This is a genomic window from Krasilnikovia sp. M28-CT-15 (assembly GCF_047159595.1).
Taxonomy (GTDB): Bacteria; Actinomycetota; Actinomycetes; order Mycobacteriales; family Micromonosporaceae; genus Actinoplanes.
In genome coordinates this window covers 4,275,407-4,294,758 of record NZ_BAAGAK010000001.1, presented here as the reverse complement: position 1 = coordinate 4,294,758, position 19,352 = coordinate 4,275,407, and the positions used below count along the sequence as shown (strand labels likewise).

15 protein-coding genes are annotated in these 19,352 nt (G+C 72.2%); 6 read left to right on the top strand and 9 right to left on the bottom strand.

Annotation, left to right across the window (positions count from 1 at the left end; genetic code table 11):
• Nucleotides 1-9 precede the first annotated feature (9 nt).
• On the bottom strand, nt 10-1,866 hold the full coding sequence (locus ACMCNO_RS19655) for a dynamin family protein (protein ID WP_412750907.1): 1,857 nt from the start codon (nt 1,864-1,866) through the stop codon (nt 10-12).
• 140 nt (nt 1,867-2,006) lie between these two features.
• On the opposite strand from ACMCNO_RS19655, the gene ACMCNO_RS19650 reads away from it, so the two are divergent.
• Together ACMCNO_RS19650 and ACMCNO_RS19645 are read left to right on the top strand one after the other, a co-directional pair.
• The gene (locus tag ACMCNO_RS19650) at nt 2,007-2,705 is read left to right on the top strand and encodes a DNA polymerase beta superfamily protein (RefSeq protein ID WP_412753755.1); all 699 of its coding nucleotides are present in this window, start codon (nt 2,007-2,009) and stop codon (nt 2,703-2,705) included.
• 38 nt (nt 2,706-2,743) lie between these two features.
• The gene (locus ACMCNO_RS19645) at nt 2,744-3,523 is read left to right on the top strand and encodes a DNA polymerase beta superfamily protein (RefSeq protein WP_412753754.1); all 780 of its coding nucleotides are present in this window, start codon (nt 2,744-2,746) and stop codon (nt 3,521-3,523) included.
• A 21-nt stretch (nt 3,524-3,544) separates the two neighbouring features.
• Here ACMCNO_RS19645 and ACMCNO_RS19640 read toward each other — a convergent pair whose 3' ends face one another.
• Entirely contained in the window at nt 3,545-4,120 is a 576-nt protein-coding gene (locus ACMCNO_RS19640) for an NADAR family protein (RefSeq protein WP_412750906.1), read from the bottom strand.
• Between the two features lie 232 nt (nt 4,121-4,352).
• On the opposite strand from ACMCNO_RS19640, the gene ACMCNO_RS19635 reads away from it, so the two are divergent.
• Together ACMCNO_RS19635 and ACMCNO_RS19630 are read left to right on the top strand one after the other, a co-directional pair.
• Nucleotides 4,353-5,741 carry a glutamate decarboxylase gene (locus ACMCNO_RS19635; RefSeq protein ID WP_412750905.1) on the top strand — a complete coding sequence of 463 codons (1,389 nt, stop codon included), beginning with the start codon at nt 4,353-4,355 and terminating at the stop codon, nt 5,739-5,741.
• A 21-nt stretch (nt 5,742-5,762) separates the two neighbouring features.
• Nucleotides 5,763-6,389: a hypothetical protein gene (locus ACMCNO_RS19630; protein WP_412750904.1), complete on the top strand. Its 627-nt coding sequence runs from the start codon at nt 5,763-5,765 to the stop codon at nt 6,387-6,389.
• A 4-nt stretch (nt 6,390-6,393) separates the two neighbouring features.
• On the opposite strand, the gene ACMCNO_RS19625 is transcribed toward ACMCNO_RS19630, so the two are convergent.
• From ACMCNO_RS19625 to ACMCNO_RS19605, 5 genes are all read right to left on the bottom strand, one after another.
• On the bottom strand, nt 6,394-7,242 hold the full coding sequence (locus ACMCNO_RS19625) for a PhzF family phenazine biosynthesis protein (protein WP_412750903.1): 849 nt from the start codon (nt 7,240-7,242) through the stop codon (nt 6,394-6,396).
• The gene (locus tag ACMCNO_RS19620) at nt 7,239-7,853 is read right to left on the bottom strand and encodes a TetR/AcrR family transcriptional regulator (protein ID WP_412750902.1); all 615 of its coding nucleotides are present in this window, start codon (nt 7,851-7,853) and stop codon (nt 7,239-7,241) included. The genes ACMCNO_RS19625 and ACMCNO_RS19620 overlap by 4 nt, the downstream gene beginning before the upstream one ends.
• A complete protein-coding gene (locus tag ACMCNO_RS19615) occupies nt 7,843-9,852 on the bottom strand; it encodes a biotin carboxylase N-terminal domain-containing protein (protein WP_412750901.1) in 2,010 nt (669 codons plus the stop codon). The genes ACMCNO_RS19620 and ACMCNO_RS19615 overlap by 11 nt, the downstream gene beginning before the upstream one ends.
• 67 nt (nt 9,853-9,919) lie before the next feature.
• On the bottom strand, nt 9,920-11,518 hold the full coding sequence (locus tag ACMCNO_RS19610; protein WP_412750900.1) for an acyl-CoA carboxylase subunit beta: 1,599 nt from the start codon (nt 11,516-11,518) through the stop codon (nt 9,920-9,922).
• Complete coding sequence (locus tag ACMCNO_RS19605) at nt 11,515-13,221, bottom strand: acyclic terpene utilization AtuA family protein (RefSeq protein WP_412750899.1); 1,707 nt, start codon at nt 13,219-13,221, stop codon at nt 11,515-11,517. Before ACMCNO_RS19605 ends, ACMCNO_RS19610 begins: the two co-directional genes overlap by 4 nt.
• Nucleotides 13,222-13,299: 78 nt before the next feature.
• Between ACMCNO_RS19605 and ACMCNO_RS19600 the strand changes: the two genes are divergently transcribed.
• Nucleotides 13,300-14,445, top strand: a complete 1,146-nt coding sequence (locus tag ACMCNO_RS19600) for an acyl-CoA dehydrogenase family protein (protein WP_412750898.1) — start codon at nt 13,300-13,302, stop codon at nt 14,443-14,445.
• A 385-nt stretch (nt 14,446-14,830) separates the two neighbouring features.
• Here ACMCNO_RS19600 and ACMCNO_RS19595 read toward each other — a convergent pair whose 3' ends face one another.
• Entirely contained in the window at nt 14,831-15,418 is a 588-nt protein-coding gene (locus tag ACMCNO_RS19595) for a sugar O-acetyltransferase (protein ID WP_412750897.1), read from the bottom strand.
• Between the two features lie 213 nt (nt 15,419-15,631).
• Between ACMCNO_RS19595 and rph the strand changes: the two genes are divergently transcribed.
• A complete protein-coding gene (gene rph, locus ACMCNO_RS19590) occupies nt 15,632-18,226 on the top strand; it encodes a rifamycin-inactivating phosphotransferase (protein ID WP_412750896.1) in 2,595 nt (864 codons plus the stop codon).
• Between the two features lie 10 nt (nt 18,227-18,236).
• On the opposite strand, the gene ACMCNO_RS19585 is transcribed toward rph, so the two are convergent.
• Entirely contained in the window at nt 18,237-19,079 is an 843-nt protein-coding gene (locus ACMCNO_RS19585; protein ID WP_412750895.1) for a maleylpyruvate isomerase N-terminal domain-containing protein, read from the bottom strand.
• Nucleotides 19,080-19,352 lie beyond the last annotated feature (273 nt).

Genomic DNA, 19,352 nt, shown 5'->3' with positions numbered 1-19,352 from the left:
GGTCGTCGGTCATCGCGAGTGTGATGCGGCGGGTGCCCCGGATGTTCCCGGCCGGGCGAGGCGAGCGAGCTCGTGCACGACGAGGTCCCGTTGCGCGGCCACCGCGGCCAGTTCCCGGTCCACCGCGGCCACCTGCTGTTCGCGGTCGCGAGCCGACGCCTTGGCGTTGCGTTCGGCCTCCTGCACCACCGCCGCGACCCGCGTGATCTCCGCCTGCAGGTGGTCCTCCACGGCGATCGTCAGCTCCGGGCGGCACTCCCGGATGGCGGCGTCGATCCCGGCGACGAGGTCACCGCGCAGCACCGCGAGGGACTCGTTCAGGGCGGATTCCAGCCGCTGGCGCCCGACGCGTAGCCGTCGCAGGCCGAGGTTCACCAGGAACCACGCGCCGCCGAACACCAGGCTCATCGGGCCGAAGAGCGTCGCCCCCGCGGCGTGGGCGACCCCCAGCCTGGTGGCCATTCCCGCACCCATCACCGCGGAGCCGGCCAGGGACGGGTCCATCACGCCGCCGCGCATGTCCGGGCTCCTGCGGCCCGGAGTCACCTCGATCTCGAAGTCGGAGGTCACCGGGTGCAGAACCGCGACGGCCGAGTCCACGCTGCCGATCTGCTGCGCCAGCATGGCGACCAGGCCGTCCTGCACCGCGGCGGTGACGTGGGCCGCCACGAGGCGCAGTTCGCTGCGCAGTTCGCCGAGCAGCTGGCGCGCGCCGTCCTCACTGACGCCGCTCCACTCCTTGCTGATCCGCAGCCTCCACCGGTCCCGCACGTCGTCCAGCAGGCGCCCGGCGTCGCGGATGGCGGACTGCCGGAAGTTGCCGAGGTCGCGTTCCAGCTCTGAGCGCCATTTGCGCTCGCGCAGCCGCAGCTCCGCCAGCGCCTGCCGTTCGGCCTCGACGGGGTCGCCGTCGTCGGGTGAGCCGGCGGCGGCCCGGTGCCGGCCCTGCAGGTCGGCGGCGAGCCGGTCCAGCCCGGTGATGGCGACGCGCAGCACATTCGCGATCCCGACCGTACGGGCGTCGGCGGTCCGGTCGCGCAGCACCTGCGCCAGCGCGGGCAGGTGGGATTCCCGCTCCAGCAGCTCCTGGATCTCCGGGTCGCCGTCGACGGCGCCGGATTCGGCGGCCAGGGTCGCCGAGACGGCCAGCATCGGCGCGTCGGCGAACCGGGGCGCGTGCCTGCGCAGCAGCGCCACGTTCTCGGCGAGGATCTGCCGGCCGGCGTCGGGGTACCGGTCGGCCTTGGTCACGGCGAAGACCACCGTCTCCACGCCCTCTGCGGCCTCCGCGAGGAACCGCAGCTCCGGAGCGGTGAGCACCTGCCCGGCGTCGGTCACCATGAGCAGCACGCCCGCGCGTGCCGCCGCCCACGCGGCGAGCCGGGTGTGCGCCGATTCGAGACCGCCCACGCCGGGCGTGTCCACCAGGGTCACCCCGGGTAGCCACCGGCTGTCCGCCGCCACCTCGGCGTATTCGGCGGAGTCCGCCTCGTCGTCGCCGGATCCGGCCCGCAGGAAGGCGGCCGCCTCCTCGGCCGTCACCCGCCGCCGCCCGTGCGGGCCGGCCAGGGCCCAGGTGCCGTCCGGCAGCTCGTCCGAGGGCGGCACCACGCGCAGGAACGCCGCCGTCGCCACCTCCACGTCGACCGGGGACACGTCCCGCCCGGTCAGCGCGTTGACCAGCGAGCTCTTGCCGCGCTTCACCTCGCCGACCACGACGACCGCGGGTTCCTGCCCGGCCGCCTCGCCCATGGCGAGGTTCAGCCGCTCCACGTACCCGTCCAGTTCGTGCCTGGTGAGCAGGTTTCGGGAGCCGGTGATGGCCCGGTCCTGATTCGAGGTGATTCTCAGGCGGCGTGGCGGCATTCCGTGTGCTCCATGGTCGGCCGCGGACACCCTGGCTGGCCGCGCGGTGCAGACGATGGTGCCACGTGCGCACCCCGGCAGCGTGCCGGTGACCAGGAATTCTCGTGCGGGCACCCGTGGCGTCGGCGAAGATCACGTCCATGACCCACCACGCCGCGCTGACCGACGAGCTGGTCGAGGAACACACGATTCTCCAGGTCGTCGTGGGGTCGCGGGCGTTCGGACTGGCCGGTCCGGCCTCCGACACGGATCGGCGTGGCGTCTTCGCGCTGCCCGCCGCGGCGTTCTGGGGGTTGACGAAGCCCCCGCCGCACCATGAGGGTCCGCTGCCGGAGCAGCTGCGCTGGGAGGTGGAACGGGTGTGCGGCCTCGGCCTCGCCGCGAACCCGAACGTGCTGGAGGTGCTCCACTCGCCGCTCGTCGAGACCTGCACACCGCTGGGCGAGGAGCTGCGAGCCATCACCCCGGCGTTGCTGTCGCGACGGGTGGCCGACACCTACCTGCGCTACGCGAACGCCCAGTTCGGAAAGGCGCAGCGCGGCATCGACCGCGCGGGTGCCCCGGTCTGGCGGCACGTGATGCACCTGATCCGGCTGCTGATCTCGGGCGGTGAGCTGGTACGGACCGGGAGCCTGGTCCTCGACGTCGGGGAGAATCGGGACCGCCTGCTGGCGGTCAAGGCAGGCCAGATCCCGTGGGCGGAGGTGGTCGAGTGGCAGCGGCGGCTGTCGACCGGCCTGCTGTCGGCCCTGGACAGCAGCCCGTTGCCGGACCAGCCCGACCGGGACCGGGTGGAGAGCTGGCTGGTCTCGGTACGGCGCCGCTCGGTGACGGCGTGACCGGACGGCGCATCGGCGGCGCAGGAGGGAGCATGAGCATGCTGGACGAGGCCGGAGTGCCTGCCGGGGTCGACCTGGCCGCGGTCGTCGGCGAGCAGCCGTACCCGGTGCTGTTCGCCACCGTGTCGGGCGCGCATCTGTACGGTTTCCCGTCCGCCGACTCGGACGTCGACCTGCGGGGTGTGCACCTGCTGCCGGTGCCGGCATTAATCGGGCTGACCGAGCCGGAGGAGACCCGCACGACGATGTGGGACCGCGGCGGGGTCGAGATGGATCTGGTGACGCACGACCTGCGCAAGTTCGTCCGGCTGATGCTGCGCCGCAACGGGTACGTGCTCGAGCAGCTCCTGTCGCCGCTGGTCGTGCACACCGGGCCGGTGCATGCCGAACTGGTGGCGTTGGCGCCGGGCGTCGTGACCCGCAACCACGCCCACCACTACCGGGGCTTCGCCGCGACCCAGCGGCGCCTGTTCGACCGGACCGGTGAGCTGAAACCGCTGCTGTACACGTTCCGCGCGCTGCTGACCGGAATCCACCTGATGCGTACCGGGCGGGTCCAGGCGCACCTGCCGACGTTGCTGGCACAGGAAGCGGCGCCGGGCTATCTCGCGGACCTGATCGCCGCGAAGGCCACCGCCGAACACGGCTCGCTCGGTGACCGGGTGAGCCTCGAACTGCTCGACGAGGACCTCGCCACGCTGGGCGCCCGGCTCGACCAGGCCCAGGCGGACAGTACGTTGCCGGACCAGCCGTCCGCGCAGGCCGACCTCGACGCGCTGGTGATCCGCGCTCGGCTGGAGTCCCCCGGCGCCCGTTGACCGTGCCGTGGCCCGGCCGGGTCAGGCGGCGCGCAGCCGGTCGCGTACCTCCATGAGGACGAAGCCGAGCAGGTTCTGCCCGCGCCAGCGGCCCGGGATGCCGGCGTCGGGATGCTCCGCGGCGAGCCCGATGCCCCAGACCCGGTCGGCGGGGCTGGCCTCGACCAGCGTCAGCTCGCCGGTGCCGAGCAGGAACCGGCGCAGGTCCGGGTGCGCCCCGAACTTGGCCAGGTTGCCCTCGAGCACCACCGCGAAGCGGTGCGCCGTCCAGGCCTGCTCCGAGAATCCGCGTACCTGACGGCCGAGTTCCCGGGCCGCCGCGGGATCCTCGACCGCCAGGATCCGGCGTGCGGTGCCCGCGTCGGCGAACAGGGTCGCCTTGCGCCACATCATGTAATGCTCGGCGGTGGGGAACACCGTGCCGCCGGCCGCGAACGGCGCCGGCCAGAACTGGCTCAGGCATCCGGCGCCGGGCGTGCCGTCGGCCTCGGGCCGGGGCCGCCAGAACGGCAGGAAGTCGATCCCGCCGCCGGGGGTCTCGCCGACGCGGGCCCACATCCGGTTCCGTTGCGCCGTCAGCGCATCCGCGGCGCTCACCGCCACCACCTCCTCGACGCGGGCCTGCCACAGGGGGCGGCATCGGCCACGTCAGGCGCGACGATCACCGGGGCGGCCGGGGGGCGCCATCATCGCACGGCACGGGCCGCCCGACGACCGGAATCCGTTCCGTCCGGTGACACCCGCTCATTCGCCGCGGAGGAGGTGCCCCGCGCCCGCCGCACGCTTCGATGGGCGGCAGCAACCCTGACCGCCGTGACGGGAGACGCTGATGTTGAAGCATCCCAAGGCCGCGCAGCCGGTGCCCGACACCGTCGCGGTGGCGCCCCGCTACGGGCTGGAGGATCTGACGATCCCGCGACACGAGCTGGCCGCCGGCGAGCTGGCGCCGGAGGTGGCGTACCAGATCGTGCACGACGAGCTGATGCTCGACGGCAACGCCCGCCTGAACACGGCCACGTTCGTCACCACGTGGATGGAGCCGCAGGCGGACCGGCTGATGGCGGAGTGCTTCGACAAGAACATGATCGACAAGGACGAGTACCCGCAGACCGCGGAGCTCGAGTCGCGGTGCGTCCACATCCTGAGCCGGCTCTGGCACGCGCCGGACCCGCAGCAGGCGACCGGCTGCTCGACCACCGGCTCCAGCGAGGCCGCGATGCTCGGCGGGCTCGCGCTCAAACGGCGGTGGCAGCAGCGGCGTGGGGCCGCGGGCGCGTCGACCGGCCGGCCCAACCTGGTGATGGGCATCAACGTGCAGGTGTGCTGGGAGAAGTTCGCCAACTACTGGGACGTCGAGATGCGGCTGGTCCCGATGGCGGGCGACCGCTATCACCTGTCCGCCGAGGAGGCGGTGCAGCTGTGCGACGAGAACACGATCGGCGTCGTCGCGGTCCTCGGCTCCACATTCGACGGATCGTACGAGCCGGTCGCGGGGATCTGCGCCGCGCTCGACGACCTTCAGGAGAGCACCGGCATCGACGTGCCGGTCCACGTCGACGGCGCCTCGGGCGCGTTCGTGGCGCCGTTTCTCGACCCGGATCTGGTCTGGGACTTCCAGCTGCCCCGGGTGGCGTCGATCAACACCTCGGGCCACAAGTACGGGCTGGTCTACCCGGGAGTCGGCTGGATCGTGTGGCGCGACGCGCAGGCCCTGCCCGAGGATCTGATCTTCTGGGTGAACTACCTCGGTGACGATATGCCCACGTTCGCGCTCAACTTCTCCCGGCCCGGTGCCCAGGTCGCCGCGCAGTACTACAACTTCCTGCGGCTGGGTTTCGCCGGCTACGCCCGGGTCCAGGGGTACGCCCGTGACGTCGCCACCCGGATGTCCGCGCAGATCGCCGACCTCGGCCCGTTCGAGCTGATCACCCGCGGCGATGAGCTGCCGGTCTTCGCGGTCAAGCTGCGCGACCAGGTCACCAACTTCACCGTGTTCGACGTCTCCCAGGCCCTGCGGGAACGCGGCTGGCAGGTGCCCGCGTACACGTTCCCCAAGAACCGGGAGGATCTCGCGGCCCTGCGGATCGTGGTCCGGCGTGGATTCACCCACGACCTGGCCGACATGCTGGTCGATGACCTGCGGCGCAACCTGCAGCGCCTGGAGAAGCAGGCGGCGCCCGCGCACGACGCGGCGACCGCGTCCGGGTTCCATCACTGACGCCCGCCACCGCCCGTGTGGATGGCGCTCGCGTTCGCCCTGGGGTCGCTCTGCTTCCTGGTCGGGCCGATCCCGGGCTACGCCGGGCTGGTCGGCGCCACGGCCGACGCGGTCACGTTCTTCGTCGGATCGGTGCTGTTCACCACCGGCGGCGCGCTGCAGGTCCGGGCCGCCGCGGCCGGGCGTCACGAGCACGGCCCGGGACGCGCGGCATGGTGGGCGGCGCTCATCCAGTCCGCGGGTACGGTGTTCTTCAACATCTCCACGTTCCGGGCGCTGCAGACCGCCCTGTCCAGCCCCGGCTACGACCGGCTGGTGTGGCGCCCGGACCTGTTCGGCTCGATCTGCTTCCTGGTGTCCGGCGCCGTCGCGTACCGGGCCTCGGCACGCCACGGCTGGCTCCCGGCCCGCGGCCCGGCGGGGTGGTGGCAGCCCGGCGTCAACCTGCTCGGCTGTGTGTTCTTCGGCATCTCCGCCCTCGCCGGATACGTCCTGCCCGCCACCGGCTCGATGGTCAGCGAGACGCTGACCAACCTGAACACCTGCGCGGGGGCGGCCTGCTTCCTGGCGTGTGCGCTGCCCGGCCTGCGCCCCGGCACACCACGGTCGGGGCCGGACCACCGCCCTGGGCACTCAGCCGCGTCGTGACGGTTCAGCTTCGGATGACGGCGGTGCCGCCGATCCGGGTGACGATGCCGTCTGCGGTCGTGGTGGCGGTGGCGAGGACCAGGCTGGGACGGCCGGCGGTGTGTCCCTGTTCGACCTGGATGCTGGTGCGCCGGTGGGTGGCGTGCAGGTGGGCGGCGAGACACCCGGCGCTGTTGGCGTTGACGACGTCCTCGCCGACGCCGATGGCCGGGGCGAACATGCGGGCGGCCGCGGTGTCGCGGGCGGGAGATGTCGTGTACACGAAGCAGCCGAGGTAGCCGCGGCGGCGGCATTCGATGGCGAGCCGGGGAAGGTCGGGTCGCAGGGAGTACAGGATCGGCACGGTCTTGACGGGCAGCAGAAGCCGCGGGCTGCCCGGTGAGGCGACTCGCGGCGCGTCGCCCTCGGCGATGGCGTCCGGTGCGATGCCGAGCGCGCCCAGGATCCCGTCCAGATCTGCGGGAACATCGCGGTGAAGCTCGATCCGGCCCTGGTCGAACCACACTTCGATGCCGTCGTCGTGCCGGACCGCGGTGGTGCCGAACGTCCGGCCGCCGGTCCGTTGGCACCCGTGATGCTCTGTTGTCCCACGATGGTGCAGCAGATACGCCTGGGCGGCGACGGTGCCGTGACCGCAGTTGGTGAGCTCGCCGTGTGTCGTGAAGAACCGGACGGTCTCGGCGTCGGGGTCCACGAAGGCCGCGTGGGAGGTGCCGGCGTCGCGGACCACGGCGCGGCGGGTGTCGTCATCGAACGTGCGGTCGTCGATCAGCACGGCGGTGGGGCTGCCGCCTCGGCCCTGGTGCGTACACGCATCGACGATGGTCACCTCGCCGCGGTGGGGGCCGGTCACACCTGGGTCCCGGTGCGCAGGGCGGCGGCGAGCTGGGTCGACCACGCCCGTACGACTCGGGCGCGCCGCCGGGAGTCGTCCGTGAGCACGTCCGCCAAGGCCAGCCCCCGGGCCAGGTCGAGGGTCGCCTGGATCAGCCCGCGCATCGCCGGGTCGCTGTCGTCGACCCGCAACAGGCGCACGGCCCGCCGGTGCACCTCGCGGGCGAAGTGGCGCTCCAGCGGCACCACGGCCGCCCGCAGCTCCGGGTCCGCGGCCGCCACGGTCCACACCTGCAGGGCGGCCCGGAACAGCTCCCCGCCCATCGCCTCGACCAGACCGGTCACCACGGTGTGTACCCGTTCGGGGCCGGAACCCTCCGGGTCGGGCAGGGCGTCGAGCAGCGTCGTGCGTTCCTCGAACATGTGCTCCAGGGCCGCGAGGATCAGTGCTTCCCTGGTCCGGTAGTGGTGTTGCACCGCACCGCGGCTGATGCCCGCCTCGGTGGCGATGAATCCGACCGTGGAGACCTCCCACCCGTGGGTGGCCAGGCAGCGGACGGCGGTCTCCAGCAGGCGCTGCCGGGTGGCACGGCTGCGGTCCTGCTTGGGCACCGCGTCGTCAGTCGTCACCGCTGTCCACCACGGCCAGCAGCGTACCCTGGGCGACCTGCTGGCCGACCACGACCGGAAGGTCGGTGACCGTGCCGTCGGCCGGGGCGTGCACGGCGTGTTCCATCTTCATGGCCTCCAGCCAGACCAGCGGCTGACCGGCCACGACCACGTCGCCGGGCCGCACCTGCACCCGGACGACCGTGCCGGGCAGCCCGGCCACCAGCGCCCCGGCCGGGACCTGCGTGGCCGGGTCGGTGAAGCGGGGCACCCGGCGCAGCTCGATCGATCCGTGCGGCCCGTCGACGACCAGGCGTTCGCCGTCGCCTGCGGTGAATCGGCCCACCCGCCACCGGCGGTGTACCCCGTCGACGTCGAGGACCACCTGCTCGGCGGTCGCCTCGACCAGGTCGATCCCGGTCATCCGGTCGAGCTCGAGGCCGGCGCGGCCGAACCGGTAGCGCACCTCGATCTCGTCCGGGCCCACCGCGTACGTGCGGCTGCGGTAGCCGACCGGGATGTTGCGGAATCCGCTGCGCAGGCCGGGCAGCAGCGGGGTGACCCGGTCGTCCTCGGCCTGACCGACGCGCTCGGCCGCGGCGTCGGACAACGCCGCGACCAGCGCGCCGAGGGTGGGCTCCAGCCCGGTGCCGGGGGTCAGCACGGCCGGTGGGTGACTGGTGTAGAAGCCGGTGTCGGCCGTACCGGCCAGGAACACCGGATGGCGCAGGCTCGCGACCAGCAGGTCGCGGTTGGTGGTCAGGCCGTGGATGCGGGCGCGGCGCAGTGCGGCGGCCAGCCGCCGGGCCGCCGCCTCCCGGGTGGGCGCGTACGCGACGACCTTGGCCAGCATCGCGTCGTAGTGGGTGCCCACCACGCTGCGCTCCTCGACGCCGGAGTCCAGACGGATCCCCTCCTGCCCCGGATCCGCGAACCGGGCCGTGACCTGGGGGATGTCGAAGGTCACCACGGTGCCGGTCTGCGGACGCCAGTCCTCGGCGGGACTTTCGGCGTACAGCCGGGCCTCGATCGCGTGGCCGGTCATCGCGGGTTCGGCGCCGGTCAGCGCCCGGCCCGCGGCGACGTCGAGCTGCAACGCGACCAGGTCGACCCCGGTGACGCATTCGGTGACCGGGTGTTCGACCTGCAGCCGGGTGTTCATCTCGAGGAACCAGAAGTTCCCCGCGGAGTCGGCGAGGAACTCGACCGTGCCCGCGCCGAGGTAGCCGACGGCGGCCGCGGCGGCCCGGCCCGCGGCCAGCAGGCGCGCGCGCAGGTCGCCGCCGATCCGTTCGACCAGGGGCGCGGGCGCCTCCTCGATGACCTTCTGGTGGCGGCGTTGCAGCGAGCACTCCCGTTCGCCCAGCGCCCAGACCGTGCCGTGGGCGTCCGCGACGATCTGCACCTCGACGTGGTGGCCGGACTCCACGAACCGCTCGCAGAACACGGTCGGGTCACCGAACGCCGCGGCGGCCTCCCGCGACGCGGACGCCACCGCCGTCTCCAGATCGGCCAGCGCGCGCACGACCCGCATGCCCCGGCCGCCGCCACCGGCGGACGCCTTCACCAGCACCGGCAGGTCGGCCTCGGTGACCGCGGACGGGTCCAGATCCGCGAGTACGGGCACCCCGGCGGCGGCCATCTGCCGCTTGGCCGCCACCTTCGAGCCCATGGCCGCGATGGCCTCCGGGCCGGGCCCGATCCACACCAGACCCGCCGCCTGCACGGCCCGCGCGAAGTCCGCCTGTTCCGACAGGAAGCCGTACCCGGGGTGGACCGCGTCGGCGCCCGCCCGCTTGGCGGCCTCGATGATCAGATCACCCCGCAGGTACGTCTCGGCCGGTGCGACGCCGGGCAGCCGCACCGCCGCGTCGGCCTCCCGGACGTGCGGGCTGCCGGCGTCGGCGTCGGAGAAGACCGCCACGGTGTCCAGCCCCCGACGCCGGCAGGTGGCGAAGATCCGGCGGGCGATCTCCCCGCGGTTGGCGACCAGCACACTCGTGATCGGAACGTCGGTCATGGGAGCTGCGACTCCTTTCGCATGCGCTCGCGGCCCTCGCTGCGCTCGGTGCACTCGCTCATGCTGGTCACATCCGGAAGACGCCGAAGGCGTCGGTGCCCCGCACCGGCGCGGTGTGGATCGCGGACAGGGCCATGCCGAGAACGTCGCGGGTGTCGCGAGGGTCGATGATTCCGTCGTCGTAGACCAGCCCGGACAGCACCATCGGCATCGCCTCGGCGGAGATCTGCTGCTCGATCATGTGCCGCACCACCTGCGCCCCGTCCTCATCGAACGGTTTGCCCTGGGCCAGTGCCGACGCCCGGGACACCAGGTACGTGACGTCGGCCAGCTGCTGGGCGCCCATCACGGCGGACCGCGCGCTCGGCCACGCGAAGACGAACCGCGGATCGTACGCCCGCCCGCACATCCCGTAGTGCCCCGCGCCGTACGAGTTGCCGATGAGCACCGAGACGTGCGGGACGGCCGAGTTCGACACCGCGTTGATCATCATGGCGCCGTGTTTGATGATGCCGCCCTGCTCGTACTCGGCGCCGACCATGTAGCCGGTCGTGTTGTGCAGGAACACCAGCGGGGTGGCGGACTGGTTGGCCAGCTGGATGAACTGGGCGGCCTTCTGCGCCTCCGCGCTGAACAGCACCCCGTTCGCGTTGGCCAGGATGCCCACCGGATAGCCGTGCAGCCGTGCCCACCCGGTCACCAGCGACGTGCCGTACAGCGGTTTGACCTCGTCGAAGTCGCTGTCGTCGACGATGCGGGCGATCACCTCGCGCGGATCGAACGGTGCCTTCAGGCCCGGCGGCACGATCGACAGCAGGTCCTCGGCCGGGTAGCGGGGTGCCCGTGGCGTCGCGGTCACCGGGCCGGACGCCTTGCGCCAGTTGAGCCGGGCGACGATGCTGCGCCCGATCCGGATGGCGTCGTGCTCGTCGCGGGCGTAGTGGTCGGCCAGCCCGGACACCCGGGCGTGCATCTCGGCCCCACCGAGGGACTCGTCGTCGGACTCCTCGCCGGTGGCGGCCTTGACCAGCGGGGGACCGGCGAGGAACACCTTGGACCGCTGCTCGATCATCACCACGTGGTCGCTCATCCCCGGCAGGTACGCGCCCCCGGCCGTGGAGTTGCCGAAGACCAGCGCGATCGTGGGAATTCCGGCCGCGGACAGCTGGGTGAGGTTGCGGAACACCGCCCCGCCGGGGATGAACACCTCCTTCTGGGTGGGCAGGTCGGCGCCACCCGACTCGACCAGGGAGATCACCGGCAGCCGGTTCTGCCGGGCGATGTCGTGCATGCGCAGGGTCTTCTTCAACGACCACGGGTTGCTGGACCCGCCCTTGACCGTGGGGTCGTTCGCGATCAGCAGGCATTCCACGCCGCTGACCACCCCGATGCCCGCCACCACGCTGCCCCCGACCGTGAAGTCTGACCCGTACCCGGCCAGGACGGCCAGTTCCAGGAACGGCGCGTCCGGGTCGAGCAGCAGCTCGATCCGCTCCCGGGCGGTGAGCTTGCCCCGCGCGTGGTGCCGGTCGACGGCTTTCGGACCGCCGCCCGCCACGGCCCGGGCGGTCTCGGCGGCGAGGTCGTCGAGCGCGTCGAGCATCGCCTGCCGCGCGGCGCGGGCCTCGCCCGTCGTCGTGTCGAGTGTGGAGCGCAGGACCGTCACGAGGCCTCCAGCAGGGACTCAGGGATGTCCACGTGTCGCGCGCGCAGCCACTCGCCGAGCCCCTTGGCCTGCGGGTCGAAGCGCGCCTGGTAGGCCACGCCCGCCCCGAGGAGCCCTTCGATGACGACGTTGACCGCCCGCAGATTCGGCAACCGGGTGATCCGTACGGGCAGCCGCGCCGTCTCGGGCAGCAGCTCGCGGACGGTGTCCTCGGTGATCAGCGCGGCCAGCCACGGGTACGCCGCCTCGTCGCGGACCCACAGTCCCACGTTGGCGTCGCCGCCCTTGTCGCCCGAGCGGGCCCCGGCGAGGGTGCCCAGCGGCAGGCGCCGGGTCGGCCCGGGCGGCCCGGGATCGTGGGGGAGTGGCCCGGTCAGCGGTTCCAGCGCCCGGGTGGCCGGCGGGGCGGCGATCGGCTCGACCGTCCCGTCCGGCAGCACCACCTCGTGCGCGGCGACGGACTGGGGCACGAACCCGGCCGTGTACACCCCGTACGGGTGGGCGCCGCCCGGGACGGTGGTGGCGAAGAAGCCGGGGTAGGAGCCGAGGGCCAGTTCGACAGCGGTGCTGGTGAACGCGCGCCCGGCCGTGGCCTCGTCCGGATCGCGGGCCACGACGGTCAGCAGCGCGGACGACTGCTGTTCGGTCGCGGCGTCCGGGGTGTCGAGCCGGGCCAGGGTCCAGGTGACCTCGGCCGGTTCGCGTGGGCAGGCCGCGGTGAACTGGCGGCGGAACAGCTCCGCCTTGGCCTCGATGTCCAGCCCGGTGAGCACCACGGTCAGCTCGTTGCGGTAGCCGCCGATCGCGGTGCGGCACACCTTGAGGTCGGGGGGCGGGGCCTCGCCGCGTACCCCGGTGATCTCCACCCGGTCCGGCCCGGTCTGGCGCAGCGACACCGTGTCGAGGCGGGTGGTGACGTCCGGGCCCGCGTAGCGGGCGTCGCCGACCTCGTACACGAGCTGGGCGGTGACCGTGCCGACGGTGACCGCGCCGCCGGTCCCGGGGTGTTTGGTGATGACGCTGGAGCCGTCGCGGGCGATCTCGGCGATCGGAAACCCCGGCCGCAGCGGGTCGGCGACCTCGGTGAAGAACGCGTAGTTGCCGCCGGTGGCCTGGGTGCCGCATTCGATCACGTGACCGGCGACGGTGGCTGCGGCCAGCGCATCGAGGTCGGTGTGGTCCCAGCCGAAGTGGGCGACGGCGGGTCCGACGGTCAGCGAGGCGTCGGTGACCCGGCCGGTGACCACGATGTCGGCCCCACCGCTCAACGCCCGGGCGATGCCGAACGCCCCGAGATAGGCGTGGGCGCCCAGCGGCGAGCCGAGCCCGAGCTCGCGGGCCTGCGCGGTCAGGTCGTCACCGCGCACCAGCGCGATGCGCGGGGTCAGGCCCTGCCGCGCGGCCACCTTCCCGATCGCCGTGACCAGCCCGGCCGGGTTGACCCCACCGGCGTTGGTGACCAGCCGCACGCCGCGGTCGAGGGCCAGCGCCAGGCAGTCGTCCAGCTGGGCGAGGAACGTACGGGCGTAGCCGGTCGCGGGGTCCTTCATCCGGTCCCGGCCGAGGATGAGCATGGTCAGCTCGGCGAGGTAGTCGCCGGTGAGCACGTCGAGCGCGCCGCCCTCCAGCATCTCCCGCATGGCCGCCAGCCGGTCCCCGTAGAAGCCGGAGCAGTTGCCCACGCGCAGCACATCAGGGTCCATGCCACGTGACACTGGCACAGCCGAGAAAAACAAGCAAGCGTGCTTGTTTCTCCGGCGCGCCGTCGATACCGTCGGAGGATGCGGCTCACCGAGGACCACCGCGCCTTCGCCGACACCGTTCGCCGGTTCGTCGACACCGAGATCAACCCGCACGTCGACCAGTGGGAGGCGGCCGGTCGCGCCCCCCTGCACGACGTGTTCCCCAAGGCCGCCGCGCTCGGCCTGCTCGGCCTCGAATACGACGAGGCCTACGGGGGAGAGGGCGCCGAGCACAGCTTCCAGCTCGTCGCCGCGGAAGAATACGGGCGGATGCACGCCACCGGCGTCGGCATGGCCCTCGGCGTCCAGGCGATGATGGCCACCCCCTCCCTGCACGAGTACGGGACGGCCGAACTGAAACGGGAGTACCTGGCCCCCGCGATCGCGGGCACCGCGGTCACCGCGATCGCGGTCACCGAACCGGACACCGGATCCGACGTCTCGCGCCTGCGCACCCGGGCGGTGCGCGACGGCGACGACTGGGTCATCACCGGCCGGAAGGTGTACATCACCAACGGGGCCCAGGCCGACTGGATCTGCCTGCTGGCCCGCACCTCGGACGAGGGCGGCTACCGGGGCATGTCCCAGATCGTCGTCCCCACCGACCGGCCCGGCTTCACCGTGGCGCGCACGTTCGACAAGCTCGGCAACCGCTGCTCCGACACCGCGGAGCTGGTGCTGGACGCGGTGCGGGTGCCGGTGGCCAACACGATCGGCGAGATCGGGCGCGGCTTCCAGCAGCAGATGCGCCAGTTCGTCCTCGAGCGGATGTTCGCCGCCTACTCCACCGTGGGCCAGTGCCAGTACGCCCTCGACCGCACCCGGGCGTACATCGCCGAGCGTTCCGTCTTCGGCCGCCCCCTGGCCGACCGCCAGTACGTCGCGTTCCGCCTCACCGAACTGCAGGCCGAGGTGGACCTGCTGCGCAGCCACAACCTCCAGACCTGCGAGGCACACATGGCCGGTGCGGACGTCACCCGGATGGCCACCGTGGCCAAGCTCAAGGCGGGCCGCCTGGTCCGGGCGGTCGCTGACTACTGCCTGCAACTGCACGGCGGCACGGGCTACCTCGAGGAGACGTGGACCGCCCGCATGCTGCGCGACACCCGCCTGACCTCGATCGGCGCCGGAGCCGACGAGGTGATGCTCCAGGTCCTCGCCCGCCTGGACGGCCTGCCCGCCTGAGCCTGGCGGTCAGCCTCGAAAGTGCCGTTCTCGAGGGCTTCGTGCGCAGCCTGGTTCCGCATCGTGAGTTCGTACGAGTCGGGTGGGAGCCCGTCGAACAGGTCGAAGTAGATGGTTTGACCGGCCAGGCGGATCTGGTGCTGGAGGATCTCCCGGTCGACGAAACGTACGTCAGCGACGCCGCTGGTGTGCTGCAACCTCGCGCCGATCACGGTCTCCTGCGCCTCGCCCACGTCCATCCTGGTGACCACGACGATCGTCGGTGCACGCGTGGTGTCCGCGTCCTCGTTGGGCCCGACGAGGAAGACCTTGTAGGCGCACCATCCCAACAGGACCGGGACCATGACCAGGATCACCCACCTGCGCACGGCCGGCAGCGTATCAGTCAGCGTGGATGATCACGAGGATGGCTGCGCGGGTGTCTGCCCGGCTTCAGTCGCTTGCGCTCGACGACGCTGGTTGCCGTCACCACGCTCATGGGCGGCACGTCCTTCGCGACGACGGCACCCGCGCCGACGACCGAGCCGTGACCGATGGTCACTCCAGGGGTCACGGTCGCCGCGGCCCCGATCCAGACGTCGTCCTCGATGACGATCGGCGCGTGCGTGATGAAGTCGTACCGTTCGTCGGGCTCGACCGGGTGCCCGGCCGTGCTCAGCGTCACCCGCGGACCGATCAGGACGCGGTCACCGATGGTGATGCCTCCGTAATCGAGGAAGAAGCATCCCTGATTGATGAACACGCGCTCTCCGAACGATGCCCCGAGCCCGTAGTCGCAATAGAACGGCGGCAGGATGGACAGTGAGCCGGGGACGGGTGCACCGAAGATCTCGGCCAGCACCGCCCTGCGCGCGTCGAGGTCGTCGAACGGCAGCAGGTTGAGGCGCGAGGTCAGTTTCATGACGAGCCGTACGCGCTCCGCGAAGGCTCGTGACTCCTGCGTCCGGGTGGGTAGCCGCTGCTCGTTGCGCACGAGGCGATGCTGCCACCCCCAACGTATCGCGCACAGGGGGGCTTGCGGCAAGGACCGGGTCTTGCCGCAGAATCGGCGGCCGGACGACTCGTCAGAGGGACGACAACCCGACCTGAGGACGTGTCCTGCCGGAGATTCGACGCAGCTCACGGTGCCGGTGGTTCGATCGGCCGGTGCGGTGCAACGGAGCACGGCCGTCTCGGAGGTATCGCAATGATCGACCCGTACGTGCGGGATCTTCGCCAGATCGACGAGTCGCAGGTCGCGGACGTCGGCGGCAAGGCCGCACACCTGGGCGGGCTGCTGCGGATCGACGGCATCCGGGTGCCGGATGGGTTCTGCGTGACGACGGCCGCCTTCCGGCGGACCGTGGCGCAGGCACCGTCGATCGGCGACCGGCTCGATCAGCTGTCGCATCTCCGCGCGGATGACCGGGAGGGGATCCGCACGCTCAGCGCGGAGATCCGTAGAACCATCGAAGGGATCGCCCTCCCGGAGGATCTCGCGGCGGCGATCAACCGCGGGCTCGCCCGGCTCGGCGAACCAGCCGCCTGCGCCGTGCGTTCCAGCGCGACGGCGGAGGACATGCCGACGGCCTCCTTCGCGGGCCAGCAGGACACGTACCTGAACGTCGTGGGGCCGGCGGCGATCCGCAAGCACGTCAGCCGGTGCTGGGCGTCGCTGTTCACCGACCGGGCCGTGACCTACCGCCTGCGCAACGGATTCGACCACCGGAAGGTCCACATGGCCGTGGTGGTGCAGCGGATGGTCTTCCCGGATGCGGCCGGCATCATGTTCACGGCCGACCCGGTCACGGGCAACCGGAAGGTCGCCACCGTGGACGCCGGCTTCGGTCTCGGCGAGGCCCTGGTCTCCGGCCTGGTGAATCCGGACGTCTTCACGGTGCGCGACGGCGCGGTCGTCGCCGCGACGGTCGCCGCCAAGCGGCGTGCCGTTGCGGCCCGGCCGGCGGGCGGGACGCGGGAAGTGGCGATCGACCCGCAGCGGCAGCGGCAGCCGGCACTCACGGATGCGCAGGTCGTGCGGCTCGTGCAACTCGGACGGCGGATCGAAGCGCATTTCGGCCGCCCGCAGGACATCGAATGGTGCCTGGTCGGCGATGACTTCCAGATCGTGCAGAGCCGGCCGATCACCACGCTGTTCCCCGTCCCCGAGGCCGCCGATGACGAGAACCACGTCTATCTCTCCGTGGGCCACCAGCAGATGATGACCGACCCCATGACGCCGCTGGGTGCCTCCATGTGGCAGCTGACGGCCATGGCCCCGATGCACGAGGCAGGCGGGCGGCTGTTCGTCGACGCCACCGCGCGTCTGGCCTCACCCGCGAGCCGCGCGGGCTTCCTGGAACTGGTCGGCAGGGGTGATCCGCTGACCAGGGACGCACTGGAGACGCTCCTCGACCGCGGTGACTTCGTCCCGGCACTGCCGGACGGCAGGCCCGGCGGCCCGCCGGTCGGCGGCGCGCCCGCCCCGATCGAGACGGATCCGGCCGTCGTCACCGAGCTGATCGCGCGCAGCCAGGCGTCCCTCGACGCCCTGCGGCGCGACATCGCGACGGTGACCGGTCCGGCGCTGTTCGACTTCCTGCTCGAGGCGTTCCAGGAACACAAGCGGGTCCTCAGTGACCCGTTGAGCATGCAGGCGATCATGGCGGGGATGGAAGCCACCTGGTGGCTCAACGACCGGCTGGGGGAGTGGCTCGGCGAGAAGAACGCTGCCGACGTCCTCACGCTGTCCGCCCCGGGCAACATCACCTCGGAGATGGGCCTGGCGCTGCTCGATGTCGCGGACGTGATCCGGGCGCATCCGGAGGTGGTGGCGTTCCTACCGGGCGCCGAGGACGGGTTCCTCGAGGAACTGCCGAAGGTCGCGGGCGGGACCGAGGCCCGCGACGCCATCGAGGCATACCTCGACCGGTACGGCATGCGCTGCGTCGGCGAGATCGACATCGCGCGGCCGCGGTGGCGCGAACGGCCCACCACGCTCGTGCCCGTGATCCTCGACAATGTCAGGACGTTCGAGCCGGGCACCGCGGGGCGGCGCTTCGAGCACGGACGGCAGCAGGCGCAGAAGAAGGCGCAGGAGGTGCTCGACCGCCTGCGCGCACTTCCGGACGGGGAGCGTAAGGCCGACGAGACCCAGCGGATGATCGACCGCGTCCGGACGTTCATCGGTTACCGGGAGTACCCGAAGTACCACATCATCAGCCGCTACTTCGTCTACAAGCAGGCCCTGCTCGGCGAGGCCGGGCGTCTGGTGCAGGCCGGCGTGCTCCGTGCGGAGGAGGACGTCTTCTATCTCACGTTCCAGGAGTTCCATGACGTCGTGCGCGCGAACCGGGTCGACGACACGCTGATCAGGCAGCGCAAGGAAGCGTTCCGGTCGTACCACGCGCTGACGCCGCCCCGGGTGCTGACCTCGGAGGGCGAGGCCATCACCGGGGCGTACCGTCGCGACGACGTGCCGACCGGCGCCCTGATCGGCCTGCCGGTCTCCGCCGGGACCGTCGAAGGGCGCGCCCGCGTCATCCTGGACATGGCCCAGGCCGATCTCGAACCGGGCGACATTCTCGTCACGGCCCACACGGACCCGAGCTGGACGCCCCTGTTCGTCGCCATCGCGGGCCTGGTGACGGAGGTCGGCGGGTTGATGACGCACGGCGCGGTGATCGCACGGGAGTACGGCCTGCCGGCTGTCGTCAGCGTGCTGGATGCCACCCGGCTGATCTCCGACGGGCAGCGGATCCGCGTGCACGGAAGCGACGGATACGTCGAGCTGCTGTCGTGACCGCGGCCCCTCAGGGCAGCCGGAACAGCGTGTTGAACCGCAGGCCGAGCCACGGACGGCGGCCGAACGCGAGCGCGCCGCCGGAGGCGATCGCCTGCCAGAGCTTGCGCCGGCGGAAGCCGACCAGAAGGGCGTCGCATCCTGACAATGACAGGACGCAGTCGACCGCGCCGCCGTCGGCCGGGACCGTCCGGGCCTGCCCGTCCTTCACCCGGATCACGAACCGGGGTGCCCGCCTGATGCGCACCTCGAAGCTCCCGGTGAATCCGCGGGCGCAGGCCGGGTCGACGAGCAGCGGCAGCATCTCGCTCATCACGGTCGGCGCGGCCGCCGCGGCGGACCGTTCGTCCAGCCATGGCCGGGTGCGCAACGCCCCCGCGAGGTCGTAGCCGTGCACCACGCTCTCGCTGACGCTGAGCGCGGCGAGGGTGCCGACGGTGCGGGTGACGCCGGTCCCGTACCACGGCGTGGCCCGGGCGACTCGGAGATCCGGGTCCGTGTCCAGTGCGGCGAGCAGCTCGTCGGCGCATTCGCGCAGCCCGTCGGCGGCTTCGCGCGGCCCTGGGAACGACACTGCCGCCAGCGCCCGCGCGTTCGTCGATGCCACGACCTCGGGCAACGTGTTGCCGGTGCCGAGATTCGCGGTGATGTCCGGCCCGAGGTCGTCGTCGCGCACGGCCAGCGCGAAGGCACGGTAGACGACGCACAGGTGGGCGACCAGCTGGCCGGCGGTCCAGTCCAGCCCGGATGCCGGGGCGTCCAGTCGGGTGCTGGACCGTACCCGGTCGACCAGGCGGCGGCTCTCGCGCTCCAGGGCGGCCCGCAGGGCGTCCGGGTCGGGCTCGACGGTCATCCTGGGCAGTGTGCACGACCGATCCGGCAAGCGCATCCACGCATGCCGGATCGAGACCTCACGCCGTGGCTGAGAATCGGACACCGGCGCCCGTCACGACTGTGACGGGCGCGCGTCGCATCACCTCTGCCGCACTCGTGGGCCTCGGCCCGTTCGGTGCGCAGTCCGCCTCGTACGCCTGTTGACGGGCCGTAATGAGCGGCGCTACCCCGGAGGCAGTTGAGAGGGGCGGCTCGTGACGGTCCCATCGTGGGCGATCCAATAGCGGCTGAC